Below are 18047 nucleotides of genomic sequence, written 5' to 3' on the forward strand. Positions count from 1 at the left end.
GAACAGCGCCGGCGCGCGCAGGGGCTGCGCCGGGTCAGCGCTTCAGCGCAGGATCGACGAGGGCAGACGGCTTGGGTGCAGCTTCTGCGGGTGCGTGCCTGGCCACTCCTGAAAAGCGCCGTCTTCCTCAGGAGACCGGGACGGCCGGGGCCGCCTCGGGGGTGCGGGCGATGAGCTCGGTGATGCGGCCCTTGCAGCTGCCGCAGCCCGTGCCCGCGCGCGTGGAGCGTCCGACGCACTCGACCGTGCGGTCGCCGGCGGCCGCGGCCTCGGTGATGCGCTCGACCGAGACACCGTTGCACCAGCAGACCGTCGCGTCCGGGGCGAACGGATCGCTCGTGGAGACCACGCCGGCGTCGTCCGAGTCGAGCCGCAGCAGCACGCTGCGGTCGGCCGGCAGCTCGCTGCCGCGCTCGAACAGGAGCGTCAGCTCGGCGCCGGTGCGGGGCATGCCGACCGCGACGAAGCCCTCGAGCACGCCGCCGCGGGTGACCATCTTCGCGTAGGCGCCGTGCGCCGGGTCGGCCCAGACGGTGACCTCGCGGCGCTCGGTGCCGTGCACGGCGCAGCCGGGCGCGTGGTCGGCGACCGCATCGGCGACGGATGCCTCGGGCTCGTCGTCGAACGGATCGGCCGACACGTCGCCGCCGGCGACCACGTCGACGCCCTCGGCCTTCAGCATCACGACCGCCGGGCGCTCCTCGGCGAGCGGGGCGAGGGACGTGTCGCCCCCGGTCGCCTCGGCCGCGAGCCGTGCGGCCAGGGCGTCGGCCTGCCGCCAGCCCGGGCCGATGAGCCCGGCCGGCCCGCCGCCGACGCGCCCGTCGGCGTCGGCCGAGCCGCGCGCGGCGACCTGGGCGCAGTCGCCGATCGCGAACACCGCGGGGTCGGTCCAGCTGCGCAGCTCCTCGTCGACGAGCACGCCGCGCTCGATCGCGAGGTCGCACGACGCGGCCAGCTCGACGCGCGGCGCGACGCCGCACGAGAGCACGAGCAGGTCGCCGGGCACCTGCTTGCCGTCGGCGCACTGCAGCGCCTCGAAGATGCGCTCGCCGCGCTCGCCGTGGCGGAACAGCACCTCCTCGGCGCGCGAGTGCGGCAGCGTCGCCGTGCCGCCGGCCCGCGCGGCGCGGGCGAGCAGGCGCCCCGCGCCGTGGTCGAGGTTGCGTTCCATCGGCACGTCGCCGTGGTGCACGACGACGACCTCCGCGCCCTGCTCGCTCGCGGCCAGGGCGGCCTCCATGCCGAGCACGCCCGCCCCGAGCACGACGATGCGGCGGCGGCCGGCGACGGCGGCGCGCACGGTCTCGGCGTCGTCGAGGTCGCGCAGCGCGACGACGCCGGTGGGCAGCGCGCGCTCGCCGCGGTCGAGCTCGGCGGCGGTCGCGGCGCGTGCGAGGCGGTGGCGCGTCGTGCGCTCGAGGCCGGCGAGCGTCGGCACGTTGGCGCGCGCGCCGGTCGCGAAGACGAGCCGGTCGTACGGCACGCGCGTGTCGTGGTGGGTGCGCACGACCTGGCGCGAGCGGTCGATCGCGACGACCGCCTCGCCGAGCCGCACGTCGACGCCGGCCGCGCGCGCCGCCTCCGTGTCGATCACGTCGAGGCGCTCGCGCGACGCGCGGCCGACGGCGTACTCGCCGACCAGCACGCGGTTGTACGCGTCGTGCGCCTCCGCGCCGAGCACGGTCAGGGCGACCGTGCCGGATGCCACGGCGGGCAGCAGTTCCTCCACGAAGCGGGCGCCGACCGGGCCGTAGCCGATCAGCACGACGCGGGTGGGGCCGGCGTGGGACGGTGCGGCGTGGGTGCTCATGCGGGGACCTCCTGCGGGACATCCGCTCGCCTCACGGTGACGAGCGTGCGCTTGAACTCGGGCATGGACGAGACGGGATCGACCGCGCGCTCGGTGAGCAGGTTGGCGCACTGCTCGCCGGCGAAGTGGAACGGGAGGAAGACGGTGTCGATGCGGATGCCGGTGGTGACCTCCGCACGCGCCCGCACGAGGCCGCGGGCATTGGCGACCTCGAGCGGGTCGCCGTCGGCGATGCCGAGCCGCGACGCCGTCGCCGGATGCAGCTGGGCGGTCACGTGCGGCCGGGCGCCCAGCAGCTCGGGCACTCGGCGGGTCTGGGCGCCCGACTGGTAGTGCTCGAGCAGGCGCCCGGTGACGAGGGTGAGCTCGCCGCGGCGCTGGCGGAGCGGCTCGCGCACCCGCGGCGAGACGGCGACCATGCGGGCGAGACCGTCGGGGTGGGCGAACCGGTCGAGGAACATGTGCGGCGTGCCGTCGGAGCCGGCTGGGAACGGCCAGTGCGCGGCGATGCCCGTGTCGAGCAGGGCGTGCGAGAGCCCCGAGTAGTCGGCCTTGCCACCCGCCGATGCACGGGCGAGCTCGTCGAAGACCTCGGCGGGCTCGGTCGACCAGGTTCCGGGGGAGTCGAGCCGGTTCGCGAGCTCCCGCATGATCCAGAGCTCGCTGCGCGCCTCGCCCGGGGCGTCGATCGCGCGCCTGCGGCGGATGACCCGTCCCTCGAGCGAGGTCATCGTGCCCTCCTCCTCGGCCCACTGGGTCACGGGCAGCACGATGTCGGCGAGCCGTGCGGTCTCCGACAGGAAGAAGTCGCTCACGACGAGCAGGTCGAGCGCGGCGAGGCGGGCGCGCACCGCGTCGACGTCGGGTGCCGAGACCACGACGTTCGACCCGTGCACGAACAGGCAGCGGATGCCCCCGGGCCGGCCGAGCTCGTCGAGCAGCGCGACGGCGGGCACGCCCGGGCCCGGGATGATCGCCGGGTCGACGCCCCACACGCCGGCGACGTGCGCGCGGGCGGCGGGGTCGGTGATCATGCGGTACCCGGGGAGCTGGTCGGACTTCTGCCCGTGCTCGCGGCCGCCCTGGCCGTTGCCCTGGCCGGTGAGCGTGCCGTAGCCGGAGCCCCTGCGGCCGACGAGGCCCAGCACGAGCGCGAGGTTGATCGCCGCGGTCGCGGTGTCGGTGCCGTCGACGTGCTGCTCGACGCCGCGGCCCGTGAGGATGTACGTGCCCCGGCCGTCGGCGAGGCGGCGGGCGACCTCGCGCAGTTGCGCGACCGGCACGCCCGTGACCTCCTGCACGCGCTCGGGCCACCAGGCGTTCGCGCTGCGTCGCACCGCGTCGAACCCGGAGGTGCGCGCGGCCACGTAGTCGAGGTCGGCGAGCCCCTCGGTGATGACGATGTGGGTCAGCCCGAGCAGCACGACGAGGTCGGTGCCCGGAGCGGGCGCGAGGTGCACGCCCTGGCCCTCGTCGGTGAGCTTCGCGGTCTCGGAGCGGCGCGGGTCGACCACGACGAGCCCGCCGTCGCCGCGCGCGCCCTGGAGGTGGCCGATGAACGGCGGCATCGTCGCCGCGACGTTCGAGCCGAGCATGAGGATGGTGGACGCGCCGTCGAGGTCCTCGACCGGGAACGGCAGCCCGCGGTCGAGGCCGAAGGCGCGGTTGCCGGCCGCCGCGGCCGACGACATGCAGAACCGGCCGTTGTAGTCGATGCGGCTCGTGCCGAGCGCGATGCGTGCGAACTTGCCGAGCTGGTAGGCCTTCTCGTTGGTGAGGCCGCCGCCGCCGAAGACGCCGACCGAATCGGCGCCGAAGCGCTCCCGGCTGTCGCGCACGGTGTCGGCGATGCGGTCGAGCACCTCGCTCCAGGCGGCGACGGCGAACGAGCCGTCGGCCTGCTTCACGAGGGGCCGGGTGACCCGGTCGTCCGCGCCGAGCAGTTCGGCGGAGGTCCAGCCCTTCTTGCAGAGGCCGCCGCGGTTGGTGGGGAAGTCGCGCCCGGCGACGGTGAGCGGGAGGGTGCGTGCGCCGGCCGGGGCGTGCATCGCGACGGGAGCGGCGCCGCCCGTGGCATCCGTCGGCGTCAGGGTCATCGCGCACTGCAGGGCGCAGTACGGGCAGTGGCTGTCACGCGACGCGTTCACGGCTTCCCCCTTCCGTCGAGTGCTGCGGATGCTACGTGCTGTCGGTTTCGTCGGGGTTTCGGTGGGCCGGGCGGGGGCGGACCGCCCGGCCCACCGGGTCTCAGATGCGGACGCCGCGCTTGCGGGCGCCGTAGACGTAGACCACGGCGGTCAGCACGAGCATCCCGGCGTAGGCCCACACGAACCAGCCGAGGCCGGTCGTGTACTCGCCGAAGTTGACCTTCGACAGGCCGAGCAGCTGCGGGATCGCGAAGCCGCCGTAGGCCCCGATCGACGAGATGATGCCGAGGGCGGCCGCGGCCTTGCGCTGCGAGCTGATGTCGCCCGCGGTGTTGTGGCCGTCCGTCGAGCCCGCCTTGAGGGCGAACACCGTCGGGATGATGCGGTAGGTCGAGCCGTTGCCGACGCCCGACGCGGTGAACAGCACCAGGAACAGCCCGAGGAACAGCCAGAAGTTGTTCAGCGGGAGGGTCCAGATCACCGCGAGCGCGCCGAGGGCCATGACCGCGAACGAGGCGATCGTGATCGATGCGCCACCGAAGCGGTCGGCGAGCTTGCCGCCGTAGGGGCGGGCGAGCGAGCCGACGAGCGCGCCCATGAACGCCAGGTTCAGCGAGACCGCACCGACCGCGAAGCTCGAGAAGTCGGGGAACTGGTCGGCGATGAGCTTCGGGAAGACACCGGCGAAGCCGATGAACGAGCCGAAGGTGCCGATGTAGAGCACCGAGAGGATCCACAGGTGCGGCTCGCGCAGCACGGCGAGGGTCGCCTTCACGTCGGCCTTCGCATCGGAGATGTTGTCCATGCGGTAGTAGGCGCCGGCGACGGCCACCAGGATGAGCGGCACCCAGATCCAGCCCGCGAGCGGGAGGTTCAGCGTGACGCCCGCGCCGATGGTGATGACGATCGGCACGACCAGCTGGGCGACGGCCGCCCCGAGGTTGCCGCCGGCCGCGTTGAGGCCGAGCGCGTACCCCTTCTCCCGCTGCGGGTAGAAGAAGGTGATGTTCGCCATCGAGCTGGCGAAGTTGCCGCCGCCGAACCCGGCGAGGGCTGCGATGGCGAGCATCACGCCGAACGGTGTCTCCGGGTTGCCGACGGCGATGCCGAGGCCGATGGCGGGGATCAGCAGCAGGGCCGCCGACACGATCGTCCAGTTGCGGCCGCCGAACTTCGGCACCATGAAGGTGTACGGGATGCGGAGGGTCGCGCCGACGAGCGCCGGCATCGAGATGAGCCAGAAGATCTGGCCGGTCTCGAAGTCGAAGCCGGCCGCGGGCAGCGACACGACGACGATCGACCAGAGCTGCCAGACGCAGAACCCGAGGAACTCGGCGAAGATCGACCAGCGCAGGTTGCGCGAGGCGATCGGCTTGCCGGTCGCGTTCCACTGGTCGGTGTCCTCGGGGTTCCAGCCGTCGATCCAGCGGCCCGGGCGGTGGGTGAGCGCTGCGCCCGCGGGCGCCTCGGTGACGGGGGCGACGTCGCTCTCCGGTGCGAGCGTGCCCGGTGCGGGTGCGTTCATGATGATCTCTCCTGAGCGGTGTGGTGGTGCCGGTTCGGTGGGTGGTGGTGTGCGGTGCGGTGGTGCCGGTGGAGCGTGGGCGACGGGGGGTAGGGACCCGTCGCCCGGTCAGGCCGGGCTCGTGGCGTCGAAGCGTTCGGCGACGATCGCGACGAGCTCGGCGGGCGGTGCGTCGCCGTCCGCGAGGAGCGGCGCGCTGGTGAGGTCGCCTCCCGCCTCGGCGGCGAGGGTGGCGAAGTATCCGGGGGCGAGCAGGTAGCTCGCGACGACGACGCGGGCGGGGGCGGATGCCCGCACGGACGAGACGGCATCGGCGACGCGAGGGTCCGCGGCCGAGATGAAGGAGACCGTGACCTCGCGCTCCAGGCGGGCCGCGAGCAGCGCGCCGACCGCGTGGCAGTCGTCGACCGCGCGGGCGTCGCTCGAGCCGGCGGCGGCCAGCACGACCCGGTCGTCGTCGGCGAGGCCCGCCTCCTCGAGGCGGCGCGCGAGCACGTCGGCCAGGCGGGGGTCGGGCCCGAGGGCCGCCGCGACCGCGACGTCGGGGGCGCCGGCGGCGCCGGCCACCTCCTCCGCCACGTCGGCGAGGTCGTGGTACACGTGGTAGCCCGCCGAGAGCAGCAGCGGAACGATCGTCACGTCGAGGTCGTCGTGCACCGCCTCGACCACGGCCGGCACGTCGGGCTCCTGCACGTCGACGAATGCGTCGGCGATCACGAGCTCGGGCCGCGCGTCGCGCACGGCGTCGACCAGGGCCGCGACCGCGCGCTGGCCCGCGGCATCCGACGTGCCGTGCGATGCGGCGACGAGCGCGCGGGCCGGGGCGACCGAGATCACGTGCTCGGCGTCCTCGTGCACGCGCCAGGTCGGCAGGCGGAGGTCGGGGTTCGTGAGGCACTCGCCGGTCGCGAGGTCGAAGACGTCCTTGTGCAGCGGCGAGGCGATGGTGGGGCGGCCGCCGCGCGAGCCGACGATGCCGCGCGAGATGACGTGCGAGCCGGTCGCCGGGTCCTGGTTGGACACCGCGAACAGCCGGCCGTCGGGCAGGAGGAACAGCGCGACCTGCCGGCCGTGGACCAGGGCGGCCTCGCCCCAGAGCGGGGTGAGGTCGACGCGCCGGCAGACCGGCGTCCAGGCCGTGGGCGCAGCCGGGCGCGACGGTGCGGCGGTGCTGGCCGAGTCGATGATCGTCACGGTGGTTCCCTCCTGCGTCGTGGGTGGTGCGGTTCCGGCCGGCGGGTGCCGGGGCCGGTGGTGCGATGGGGACCAAGCTACGAACGCCGTGTTTCGCCCGATCGCTCCTCGGCGTGAACGCCTGTGACGAAGCTCTCACCCGGGCCGGGGGGCCGTGAGAGGTCGCCGTCACCGTGTGACATCCGCCTCACACCCGGCCCGTCGCAGCGTGAGGAAACCGTCACAGGTCGTTACGGGAGGGCAACGCAGGGGATACGACCGCTCCGTAGCGTCGGTGACACCGACGCGGCACCGGGCCGCATCCGTCCCACCGATTTCTCGTACCGCACCTTCCCCGCACGTGAGGAGCCACCATGGCGAACGCAGACCCCGCGGCCACCCGCCACGTCGTCGTCGTGGGCGGCGGGCCGGCCGCCCACCGCTTCACCGAGGCACTCGGCGCTCGGCTCGACGCCGCCGCGCCCGAGCTGCGCATCACCGTGCTCGCGGAGGAGGTGCACCGCCCGTACGACCGCGTCGCGCTCTCCAAGCGCCTCGACGACGGCGGCGTGGACCTCACGCTGGGCGACGCCGACTTCTGGGAGCGGCCCGGCGTGACGCTGCGCACCGGCTCGCCGGTGACGGCGATCGACACGGATGCCCGTGAGGTGGCGCTCGCCGACGGGGAGCGCCTCGCGTACGACGAGCTCGTGCTCGCCACCGGCTCCAGCGCCACCGTGCCGCCGATCGAGAACGCGCACGCGGGCCGGGTCTACCGCACGCTCGAGGACGTGGCCGCCCTGGTCGCCGAGATCTCGGAGTTCGCCGAGCGCCGCGGCCGCCCCGCCAACGTCGCGGTCGTCGGCGGCGGACTGCTGGGGCTCGAGGCCGCGGGCGGCGCCGCCCGGCTCGGCGCCCGCGCGTCGGTCGTGCACTCGGGGCGGTGGCTCATGTCGGCGCAGCTCGACGAGGGCGCCGGTCAGGCGCTCGGCCGCATCATCCACGGGTCGGGCATCGAGCTGCACCTCGGCCAGCGGCCGAGCGCCGTGCTCACCTCGCCCACCGGCACCGTGCTCGGGCTCGCGCTGCCCGACGGCAGCGCCGTGAACGCCGACATCGTGGTCTTCTCCATCGGCATCACCGCGCGCGACGAGCTCGCCCGCGCCGCCGGGCTCGACCTGGCGCCGCGCGGCGGCATCACCGTCGACGACACCTGCGCCACGAGCGCCCCGAACGTGTGGGCGATCGGCGAGGTCGCCGCGATCGACGGCCGCTGCGTCGGCCTGGTCGCCCCCGCGAACACGATGGCGGAGGTCGTCGCCGACCGCATCTGGGGCGGCGAGGCGACCTTCCCGGGCGTCGACGACGCCACCAAGCTGAAGCTCGCCGGCGTCGACGTCGCCAGCTTCGGCGACGCGATGGCCCGCAGCGAGGGCGCCCTCGAGGTCGTCTACGCCGACCCGGCGCGCGGGCTCTACCAGAAGCTCGTCGTGAGCGACGACGCCAAGACCCTGCTCGGCGGCATGTTCGTCGGCGACGCCGAGCCGTACACGGCGCTGCGTCCCATGCTCGGACGCGAGCTCGGGGCGGAGCCGGGCGCGTACCTCTCCGCCGCGGGCGCCGAGGCACCCGCATCCGCAGAGCTCCCCGACGACGCCCAGGTGTGCTCGTGCAACAACGTCAGCGCCGGGCACATCCGCGGGGCGATCGCCGGAGAGCAGGGCGAGGCGTGCACCGACCTCGGCTCGCTCAAGGCCTGCTCGCGCGCCGGCACCCAGTGCGGCTCGTGCGTGCCGCTCGTGAAGAAGATCCTCGAGACCGAGCTCGAGAAGGCGGGCATCGAGGTCTCGAAGGCGCTCTGCGAGCACATCGAGCTGAGCCGCGCCGAGCTGTTCGAGTCGGTGCGCGTGCTGGGCCTGCGCACCGCCGACCAGGTCATGGAGCGCTTCGGCTCGGGCCTCGGCTGCGACATCTGCAAGCCCGTCATCGCCTCGGTGCTCGCCTCCCAGACCAACCGGTACATCCTCGACGACGACACCGGGCCGATGCAGGACACGAACGACCGTGCCCTCGCGAACATGCAGAAGGACGGCACGTACTCGGTCGTCCCGCGCATCCCCGGCGGGGAGATCACCCCGGCCAAGCTCAAGGTCATCGCCGAGGTCGCCGAGGAGTTCGGCCTGTACACGAAGATCACCGGCGGCCAGCGCATCGACCTGTTCGGCGCGCGGCTCGACCAGCTGCCCGACATCTGGCGACGGCTCGTCGACGCGGGCATGGAGTCGGGCCAGGCGTACGGCAAGAGCCTGCGCACGGTGAAGAGCTGCGTCGGCTCGACCTGGTGCCGCTACGGCGTGCAGGACTCGGTCGGCATGGCCGTGTTCCTCGAGGAGCGCTACCGCGGCCTCCGCTCGCCGCACAAGTTCAAGCTCGGCGTCTCGGGCTGCGCGCGCGAGTGCGCCGAGGCCCGCTCGAAGGACATCGGCGTCATCGCCACCGAGCTCGGCTGGAACCTCTACGTCGGCGGCAACGGCGGCTACCAGCCCGCACACGCGCAGCTGCTCGCCGGCGACCTCGACGACGAGACCCTCGTGCGCTACATCGACCGGTACGTCATGTACTACGTGCGCACGGCCGACCGCCTGCAGCGCACCGCGCGCTGGCAGGAGGACCTCCCCGGCGGGCTCGACCACGTGCGCGAGGTCGTCTGCGACGACTCGCTGGGCATCGCCGCCGAGCTCGAGGCGGCCATGGCCACGCACGTCGGCACGTACCGCGACGAGTGGGCGGCGACCCTCGCCGACCCCGAGAAGCTCAAGCGCTTCCGCCCGTTCGTGAACGCCCCCGACACCGGCGACCCGTCGGTGCTGCGGGTGCCCGAGCGGGGCCAGTCGCGCCCCGCGACCCCCGAGGAGCGGCGCACGCTCATCGCCGGCACCTCGATCCCCGTGCGACGCAGTGTGACGGACCCGGATGCCGCCGAGGCATCCGCCGTGCCTACCATCGACACCGTTCCCGCGCCGGCCGACGGCGCCATTCGCGAAGGGCGCTGACATGCACGTCGAACTCGACCTGGCCGGACTCACCGTGCTCGTGGTCGGTCGCGCCGACCGCACCCGCCGTGCGCGGGCCCGCTACGCGGCCGCGGGTGCGCAGGTGCTCGAGGTGCTCGGCGCGCACGCCGCCGCCCGCCTCGCCCAGCCGCTCGACGCGGCCCACGTCGACGTGCTCGCGTGGGTCGACGGCACCGACGCCGAGCGCGCGGAGACCCTCGCGCACGCCCGTGCGATGCGCCTGCCGGTGCTGACCGACGCCCCGGTCGAGCCGACGCCGCGCGGCCACGTGTCGCTCGTCGGCGGCGGCCCGGGCGACCCCGAGCTGATGACCCTCGCCGCGCGTCGCGCGCTCGCCGAGGCCGACGTCGTGCTGCACGACCGCCTCGGCCCGACCGACCGGCTCGGCGACTGGGCGCCCGGCGCCGAGCTCATCGACGTCGGCAAGACGCCCGGCCACCACGCCGTGCCGCAGCGCGAGATCGAGCGGCTGCTCGTCGCGCGTGCGCTCGAGGGGCTGCGCGTCGTGCGCCTGAAGGGCGGCGACCCGTTCGTGTTCGGCCGCGGCGGCGAGGAGGTGCGCGCGTGCCGGGAGGCCGGCGTGCCGGTCACCGTCGTCCCGGGCGTGACCAGTGCCGTCTCGGTGCCGGGCGCCGCGGGCATCCCCGTGACGCACCGCGAGGTGAGCCGCGCGTTCACCGTCGCCTCCGGGCACGTGCCGTTCTCCGAGGAGGAGTTGTCGCACCTCGTCGGCCTCGGCGGCACGCTGGTCGTGCTCATGGGCGTCGGCACGCTGCCGCACCTGGTCGCCGGGCTCCGCCGCCACGGCATGGCCGCCGACATGCCGATCGCCATCGTCGAGCGCGGCTTCAGCCCGTCGCAGCGCACCACGGTCTCCGACCTCGGCGGCGTGTTGCACCGGGTCGCCGAGGTGCGCCCCGCGTCGCCCGCCGTGATCGTGGTCGGCGAGGTCGTGCGAGTCCCCGAAACATTCGCGTGCGAGGATGGGCGCCCTGCGGACACCGATGCCATCGCGAGCGTGATCGCACAGCTCGGCACCTGACACGGGAGGGGCGCCCATGACCGACGCACCTGACACGGCCGACGCGCCCAGCTGGGAGGATTCCCACGGTCGGTCTCGGGCGGATGCACCCGACGCAGCGCCCGAGCCCGGCACCGCGCCCGGCTTCCGCTCCGACCAGCTCGACGGGTTCCGCATCGGCGTGACGAGCGACCGCCGGTCGGCCGAGCTCGTGGCGGCCCTCGAGCGTCGCGGGGCATCCGTGCTCCACGCACCGACCATCCGCATGACCGGAGCGCGCGACGACGCCGTCGTCGTGGAGGAGACGCGGGCGATCATCGCCGCGCAGCCGGCCGTGCTGCTCGCGACCACGTCGTACGGCATGCGCCGCTGGTTCGAGGCGGCCGACGCCGTGGGGCTCGGCGAGGACCTGCTCGACGTGCTGGGTTCCGCCCGCATCCTGGTCCGCGGGCCCAAGGCGCGCGGCGCGATCCGCGCGGCGGAACTCGACGACCACGGCATGAGCGAGCGCGAGACGACCGCGTCGCTCGTCGACCTCGTGCTGCGCGACGACGTCGACGGACAGGCGATCGCCGTGCAGCTGCACGGCTACACCGACAAGTCGCAGCTCGAGCGGCTGACCGCGGCGGGCGCGACCGTGTACCCGGTCGCCCCGTACCGCTGGCGGGCCCACGAGGACCAGGCGCGCGTGGCGAAGCTCGTCGACGCGATCTGCACCGAGTCGCTCGACGCGGTGACCTTCACCAGCGCGCCCGCCGTGGAGGCGCTGTTCGAGGCGGCCGACGGACTCGGCCGGCTCGACGCGCTGCTCGCGGGCTTCCGCGAGGCCGTGGTGGCGGCGGCCGTCGGGCCGGTGACCGCGCAGCCGCTCGTCGAGGCGGGCATCCTGCCGATCGCGCCCGACCGGTTCCGCATGGGCGCGCTGATCCGCCTCGTCTGCGAGCACCTCGAGCAGAAGAACGTGCTGCGGCTGTCGAGCGAGGCGGGCCCGGTCGAGCTGCGCGGGCGGCTGGTGGTCGTGGACGGCGAGCGGATCGAGCTGAGTCCCGTGGGCCTCGCGCTGTTCCGCACCCTCATGCAGGCGGAGGGGCGCACCGTCTCGCGCGCCGACCTCGCGCGCTCCACGCCCGAGCCGCTCGACGACCACGCGGTCGACGTCGCGCTCAGCCGCCTGCGCCAGGCGCTGCCCCGCCCCGGTGTCGTGGCGACCGTGATCAAGCGCGGCTACCGCATCTCCGTGCCCGTCTGACCCCTGGGGTTGTCGCTTTTCAGGAAGGTGCCGGCCCGCCGGTGAGACCGGGGCGTTCGTTCCTCAGGAAGCCCCCGAGCCGGCGGGCGCGGCGGGCGCAGCATCCTCGGTCGCGTGCGCTTCGGTCGCAGCAGCCGTGACCGACGCCTGCGCATCCGCGCATGCTGCGATCGCGTCGCGACGGCTTCCTGAAAAGCGACCCGCCCGTGGGAGGCGCCGGCGCCGAACTCCTGAGCAGCGAACCGAGGCGACGGGCGCGGGGCGCCTCAGACGGCCTGGGCGATGCGGATGGTGTTGCCCGACGGGTCGCGGAACGCGCAGTCGCGCGGCCCCCAGCCCTGGTCCATCGGCTCCTGCAGCACCTCGGCGCCCGATGCCCTGACGCGCTCGAACGCGGCATCCACGTCGTCGTCGGCCAGCACGATGCCGTGCAGCACGCCCTTCGTCAGCAGCATCTGGAGCGCGTCGCCGTCGGCCCGCGAGCGGCCCGCGTGGGGGTCCGAGAGCACGATCTCGAGCCCCGGCTGCTTCGGCGAGCCGAGCGTGATCCAGTGGTGGCCGCCCGACTCGACGTCGTTGCGCACCTCGAACCCGAGCGCGTCGCGGTAGAACGACAGCGACTCGACGGGGTCGTTCACGGTGATGTCCACGTACTTGACTGCGATGCCCATGCCGTCACGGTACGCCCGCAGCCGTCGCGGCGCCTTCTCCGATCGTGCTCGGATCGGCGGGGGCGGCGGATGCCTCGCGGGAACGCGGAGCGGATGCCCCGGCCGGCCGTGGCCCCGCCCGCTGCGGCCGGGTCGTGAACATCGCCACGCACGCGGGCATCGACTGCTCGGCGGGATGGTCGCGCCGACGGTAGGCGCTCGGCGTCTCGCCCACGATCTCGGTGAACCGGCTGCTGAAGGAGCCGAGCGACGTGGCGCCGACCGCCATGCAGGCGTCCGTCACGGTGGCGCCGTCGCGGAGCAGCGCCATGGCGCGCTCGATGCGGCGCGTCATGAGGTACGCGTACGGCGTCTCGCCGTAGGTCGCGCGGAACCGGCGCGAGAAGTGCGCCGGCGACATGAGCGCGGCCGCCGCCATCGACGGCACGTCGAGCGGCCGATCGTACTCGCGGTCGATGAGGTCGCGTGCCCGGCGGAGGTACGCGAGCTCGGCGAGCTCCTCCGGTGACATGGTTCCGACGCTAGCCGGTCAGCAGGCAGACCGCGACGAACGCGAGCACGTTGACCACGACCGTGATCCAGAACGGCACCCGGAACGCCCGCTTCACCGTCTTGTGCCGGAGCACCTGCTGGGCGACGATCGCGCCGGGCCAGCCGCCGACCAGTCCCGCGGTGAGCAGGGTGGACTCGGGGATGCGGCGGCGCTCGGCCCGCGCGGCCGACTTGTCGACCGCGTACAGGACGAATGCGACGATCGACGCGATCGCGTAGACGACGAGGAGCCACGTCGGCGCGCCGACGGTGAGTGCGAGCGCGATCCAGAGCACCGCGAACGCCAGCACGGGCACGAACGCGGCGGGCTGCACGCCGTTGCGGCGGCGCGGGGCACGGGTCGGAGTCGGCACCCGAGCATCGTATCGGCGGGGGAGTGCGACCGTTTTCAGGAACCGGGCGAGGAGCCGGCCCGCACGTCCGCAGGACCTGCGGCAGCCCACCTCCGTCCCACAGCATCTGCGGGAACGGGCGATGCCGCCGCGCATGCTGCACCGCCGGCCGCCGCCAGGCGGGCGGGCTCCTGAAAACCGACCTACGCCGCCGCGCGTCCCGCGTCGCCCGCACCCGCCAGGCGTGCCGGCTCCTGAGAAGCGACCAGCGCCGCGCGCGCGGCGTATCGTCGATCCGTGAGCACGGGGGAGATGACGGATGCCGCGCTGCGGCGCAGGCGCCTCGCGGGGGCGGGCACGCAGCTCGGCACCGAGGTCTCGATCAACTTCGGGTCGTCGCTCGCGGGGCTCGTGATCCCCGTGGTCGGCTCGTTCGTGGTCGTCGCGGTGCGCCAGCTCGTCATGGTCGCCGTCGTGCTGCCGTTCTACCGGCCGCGTCGTGCGCTGCTCACCTGGCGCCGGCTCCGCCCCGCGATCGCGCTCGGCGTCGTGCTCGCCGTCATGAACCTCGCGTTCTACGAGTCCGTGCACCTGCTCGGCCTCGGCGTCGCGGCGACCATCGAGTTCCTCGGCCCGCTGGGGCTCGCGCTCGTCACCTCGCGCCGCTGGCTCGACGTCGGCTGCGCGCTCGCCGCGGGCGCCGGCGTCGTGCTGCTCGTCGGCCCGGGGGCATCCGGAGCCGCCGCCATCGACCCGTGGGGCGTCGCCCTGGCGCTGACGGCCGCCGTGAGCTGGGCGCTCTACATCGTGCTCACGCGGCGCGTCGCGGTCGGCCTGCCGGGCCTCGAGGGGCTCACGGTCGCGAGCATCGTGAGCCTCGTGCTGCTGCTGCCGTTCGCCGTCGCCACGTTCGACGCGGGCGCGATCGACTGGCGCGTGCTGGGCCTGCTGCTCGGCGTCGGCGTGCTGTCGTCGGCGCTGCCGTACAGCCTCGACACCTACATCCTGCGCCGCATCACGCCCCGCCTGTACGCGATCATCACGAGCTTCGGCCCCGTGATCGCGGCCGGATTCGGATGGCTCGTGCTGTCGGAGACGTTCACGCCGCTCGAGGTCGTGGCGATCGTCGTGGTGTGCGGCGCGGCCGGCACCGCGATCGCGACCCAGCGCGACCGGCCGAAGTCCGCGCTCGAGCGCACCGCCGAGACGATCCCCTGACGTGGGCGATCCCCCGACCGGGGCGCGGAGTCCGCGGGATCCACAGCGCCGGGCGCGCCGACGGGTGCTCCGAACCCGGCGCGGCATGATGGAGGCATGATCGGCCACGCCCCGGACTGGCGTCGCATCGTCGCGATGCTCGTGGAGGACGACCGTCGCGCCGCGTTCGCGATGGCCGTGCTCGGCACGACGCGCGCCGACGTGGAGGCCCGGCTCGGCGAGCGGCGCGCGACCCGGGCGCTGCACGCGCTCCTCGAGGTCGACCTCGTCGCCGAGGACGCGGAGGGCGCGCTCACCGCCGACGGCGCGATCTTCCACGACCTGCTGCACGGTTCCGCGACCGCACGCGCGCGGCGCGGCCCCGAGCGGTTCCTCCGCGGCGGGCGGCTGGAGCAGTACCCGGCGAACGCCTCCGATCGGCGGGCCGTGCTCGCGCTGCTGCTCGACCGCACGATACGGCCCGGCGAGGTGCTCGACGAGCACGCGGTGAACGAGCGGCTCGCCCAGGTCGTCGACGACGTGGCGCTGCTGCGCCGTTCGCTCGTCGACGCCGGGCTCCTCGAGCGCACGCGATCGGGGTCGGAGTACGCGCGACCGGCCGACGAGGTGCCGGTCGACGCGCGCGGTGCGGGCGCACCGGCCGCCGACTCCCCGGCACCCGACCACCGCACCGGGGTGCGCAGCGCATGAGCGGAATCCTCCGGCTCGCGATCGAGCCCGACGCCGCTCCCGCGTTCGCGCGCGCCGTGCGCACCATGTCCGAGGAGTTCGCCGCCGAGGCCGGCGCGATCGACCCCACCGCCGGGGTCGCCTCGGCGACGTGGCCGACCGCCGCGTCGATGGTCGACCACCTCGGCCAGATCCAGCGGTGGGCGGCCGAGGTCGTCCGCACCGGACGGCAGGCCGATCGGGCGGCGCACGCCCGCCCCGAGGCATCCGACCCGATCGCGTGGTTCGCCGAGGGCGCGACCGCGCTCGCCGACACGCTCGACGCGACCGACCCCGCGCGGCCCTGCTGGACCTTCCGCGGCGAGGGGCCCACGGCGTTCTGGAGCCGCCGCATGGCGCACGAGGCGCGCAAGCACCTCTGGGACCTGCGCACGGCGGGCACTGCCTCGCCACCGGCCCCCGACGTCGGCGGCCCCGCGATGCTCGCCGACGGCATCGACGAGCTCTACGCGGTGTTCCTCGCCCGCACCCTCGCCTCGACCGGGCTCGACCCGCTGCCCGGCACGCTCGTGCTGCGCTCGACCGACGTGCCGGCCGCCTGGACCATCGCGCCCGACTGGTCGGTCACCCGGCACCCCACCGCGGACGCGACCGCGATCGGCGAGCCGGTCGACGATGCGCCCGACGATCCCACCGTGCTCCGCGCGGCCCTCGGCGACCTGCTGCTGTTCGTGTGGGAGCGGGCGAAGCCGAGCTCGCTGCCCGGCCGCTTCCGCGTGCTCGGCGACCCCGCCACGATCGACGCGTACGCCGCGAGCCCCGTCCACCCGTGAGCGGCGCCCGCCCGGTGACGGGCGCCTGCACGCAGCACGATGCCCCGGGGCGGTGCGACCGCGCCCGGGGCATCCGCTCGGCTACTTCGCGGGCGCCGTGAACCTGCGCGCGACCTCGACCAGCGTGCGCGTGCCGAAGCCCGTCGCACCCTTCGAGCGCCAGCCCTCGTCGGAGTCGCTCGTCATGGTGCCGGCGATGTCGAGGTGCGCCCACGGCGTCTCGCCGGTGAACTCGGCCAGGAACAGCGCCGCGGTGGTCGCGCCGGCGTAGCGGTTCGCGCCGACGTTCGAGAGGTCCGCGATGTCGGAGTCGAGCAGCTTGCGGTACTTCTGCTCGAGCGGCAGCTGCCAGAGGGGCTCGTCGGTGGAGCCGGATGCCTCGAGCAGCGTGTCGACCACGGCCTGCGAGGTGCCGAGCACGGCGGCCCGCGACTGGCCGAGCGCCATGAGCGCGGCGCCCGTGAGCGTCGCGATGTCGATGACGGCGTCGACGCCCTCCTCGACGGCCAGGGCGAGCGCGTCCATCATGACCAGGCGGCCCTCGGCGTCGGTGTTCTTCACCTCGACCGTCTTCCCGCCGCGGGCCGTGAGCACGTCGCCGAGCTTCGTCGCCGAGCCCGACGGCATGTTGTCGGTGCACATCATCCAGCCCGTGACGGTGGCGGATGCACCGAGGTCGCCGAGCGCGGTGAACGTCGCGAGCACGTTGGCGGCGCCGCCCATGTCCATCTTCATGAGGGCGTGCATGCCGTCGGACGGCTTCAGGCTGATGCCGCCCGAGTCGTAGGTGATGCCCTTGCCGACGAGGCCGAGGTGGCCGGTCGACTCGCCCTCCGGCGTGTAGGTGAGCTTCACCATGCGCGGCTCGACACTCGAGCCGGCGTTCACGCCGAGGAGCCCGCCGCAGCCGAGCTCGACGAGCGCGGCCTTGTCGAAGACCTCGACCCCGAAGCCGAAGCGCTCGCCCAGTTCGACGGCGACGTCGGCGAGGTCGGGCGCGGTCAGGTGCGCGGGCGGGGCGTTGGTGAGGTCGCGCGCGATCGACGCGGCGCGGGCGGCGGCGATGCCGGCGGCCACACCGGCGGCGCCGGCGTCGAGGCCCTCGGCGGCGAGCTGGAGGCGCTCGATCGCGACCTCCTTCGGCGTCGCCTTCAGCGCGGCGAAGCGGTAGCGGGCGAGCAGCGCGCCCTCGGTGAGCACGCGGGCGGCGGTCTCGGCGTCGACCGGGCCGAGCGACGCGACGCGGATGCCGAGGGCGGCCTGCTTGGGCACGGCGCGCACGAACGCGGCGGCGGCGTCGCGCAGCGAGGCATCCGTCTGCTGGTCGGCATCGCCCGCGCCGACCACGACGATCGTCGGGCCCGCGGGCTGGGGCAGCAGCAGCGTCTGGCCGGGCTTGCCCTCGAAGCCGACGCGCGCGAGCGCCTCGCGGTCGAGCGCCACCTCGGGCACGTCGCCCTCGGCGTGCACGACGATGCCGATCGCGTCGAGCGAGGGGTCGAGCTCGTCGACGACGGTGACGTCGACGGCCTCGAGGCGCGCGAGCGAGGGAACGGGGGTGAAATCGGCGGGGATGAGCCGAATCGGGTCACGGGTCATGTGCGAGTCCTCCATCGCGCCCGTCGCGGCGGTTCCACGCGGGCGACCCTGACACCATAATCCGGGCGGGCGCCAGGGGCGGCATCCGGATGCTCCGGGGCATCCGCCCGCTCCTGCACCCGGCGCGCGGGTGACCGGATCGCGATCGACGGGTTCCTGAGAAGTGCGGGC

Annotated in this window: 14 protein-coding genes; 6 read left to right on the forward strand and 8 right to left on the reverse strand. The window is 74.5% G+C overall.

Annotation, left to right across the window (positions count from 1 at the left end; all coding sequences use genetic code 11):
* Positions 1–127 precede the first annotated feature (127 nt).
* From ABZK10_RS05635 to nirD, 4 genes are all read right to left on the reverse strand, one after another.
* Positions 128–1813 (reverse strand): FAD-dependent oxidoreductase, encoded by a 1686-nt coding sequence (locus tag ABZK10_RS05635; RefSeq protein WP_353808197.1) that lies wholly within the window; start codon positions 1811–1813, stop codon positions 128–130.
* Entirely contained in the window at positions 1810–3909 is a 2100-nt protein-coding gene (locus ABZK10_RS05640) for a molybdopterin oxidoreductase family protein (RefSeq protein ID WP_436408525.1), read from the reverse strand. The genes ABZK10_RS05635 and ABZK10_RS05640 overlap by 4 nt, the downstream gene beginning before the upstream one ends.
* A 151-nt stretch (positions 3910–4060) precedes the next feature.
* Complete coding sequence (locus ABZK10_RS05645; protein ID WP_353808199.1) at positions 4061–5485, reverse strand: MFS transporter; 1425 nt, start codon at positions 5483–5485, stop codon at positions 4061–4063.
* 108 nt (positions 5486–5593) lie between these two features.
* A complete protein-coding gene (gene nirD, locus ABZK10_RS05650) occupies positions 5594–6679 on the reverse strand; it encodes a nitrite reductase small subunit NirD (protein ID WP_353808200.1) in 1086 nt (361 codons plus the stop codon).
* A gap of 353 nt (positions 6680–7032) precedes the next feature.
* Here nirD and nirB point away from each other — a divergent pair, with 353 nt between their 5' ends.
* The 3 genes from nirB to ABZK10_RS05665 are packed head-to-tail and all read left to right on the forward strand — an operon-like array spanning position 7033 to position 12002.
* Entirely contained in the window at positions 7033–9711 is a 2679-nt protein-coding gene (gene nirB, locus ABZK10_RS05655) for a nitrite reductase large subunit NirB (protein ID WP_353808201.1), read from the forward strand.
* A gap of 1 nt (position 9712) precedes the next feature.
* Positions 9713–10774, forward strand: coding sequence for a uroporphyrinogen-III C-methyltransferase (gene cobA, locus ABZK10_RS05660; protein ID WP_353808202.1), 1062 nt, complete (start codon positions 9713–9715; stop codon positions 10772–10774).
* A gap of 16 nt (positions 10775–10790) precedes the next feature.
* Entirely contained in the window at positions 10791–12002 is a 1212-nt protein-coding gene (locus ABZK10_RS05665) for a uroporphyrinogen-III synthase (protein WP_353808203.1), read from the forward strand.
* 266 nt (positions 12003–12268) lie between these two features.
* Here ABZK10_RS05665 and ABZK10_RS05670 read toward each other — a convergent pair whose 3' ends face one another.
* From ABZK10_RS05670 to ABZK10_RS05680, 3 genes are read right to left on the reverse strand one after another with little or no spacing between them, the layout of a single operon-like run.
* Positions 12269–12673, reverse strand: coding sequence for a VOC family protein (locus tag ABZK10_RS05670; RefSeq protein ID WP_353808204.1), 405 nt, complete (start codon positions 12671–12673; stop codon positions 12269–12271).
* A 4-nt stretch (positions 12674–12677) separates the two neighbouring features.
* The gene (locus ABZK10_RS05675) at positions 12678–13184 is read right to left on the reverse strand and encodes a helix-turn-helix transcriptional regulator (protein WP_353808205.1); all 507 of its coding nucleotides are present in this window, start codon (positions 13182–13184) and stop codon (positions 12678–12680) included.
* A gap of 10 nt (positions 13185–13194) precedes the next feature.
* Positions 13195–13578, reverse strand: coding sequence for a DUF1294 domain-containing protein (locus ABZK10_RS05680; RefSeq protein WP_353808206.1), 384 nt, complete (start codon positions 13576–13578; stop codon positions 13195–13197).
* Positions 13579–13854: 276 nt separating this feature from the next.
* Between ABZK10_RS05680 and ABZK10_RS05685 the strand changes: the two genes are divergently transcribed.
* From ABZK10_RS05685 to ABZK10_RS05695, 3 genes are all read left to right on the forward strand, one after another.
* Complete coding sequence (locus ABZK10_RS05685; protein ID WP_353808207.1) at positions 13855–14775, forward strand: EamA family transporter; 921 nt, start codon at positions 13855–13857, stop codon at positions 14773–14775.
* A gap of 96 nt (positions 14776–14871) precedes the next feature.
* Positions 14872–15465 (forward strand): DUF2087 domain-containing protein, encoded by a 594-nt coding sequence (locus ABZK10_RS05690; RefSeq protein WP_353808208.1) that lies wholly within the window; start codon positions 14872–14874, stop codon positions 15463–15465.
* Complete coding sequence (locus tag ABZK10_RS05695) at positions 15462–16277, forward strand: maleylpyruvate isomerase N-terminal domain-containing protein (RefSeq protein ID WP_353808209.1); 816 nt, start codon at positions 15462–15464, stop codon at positions 16275–16277. The genes ABZK10_RS05690 and ABZK10_RS05695 overlap by 4 nt, the downstream gene beginning before the upstream one ends.
* Before the next feature lie 81 nt (positions 16278–16358).
* On the opposite strand, the gene ABZK10_RS05700 is transcribed toward ABZK10_RS05695, so the two are convergent.
* A complete protein-coding gene (locus ABZK10_RS05700; RefSeq protein WP_353808210.1) occupies positions 16359–17876 on the reverse strand; it encodes a leucyl aminopeptidase in 1518 nt (505 codons plus the stop codon).
* Between the last annotated feature and the right edge of the window lie 171 nt (positions 17877–18047).

Source organism: Agromyces sp. SYSU T00194, assembly GCF_040496035.1.
GTDB lineage: Bacteria > Actinomycetota > Actinomycetes > Actinomycetales > Microbacteriaceae > Agromyces > Agromyces chitinivorans.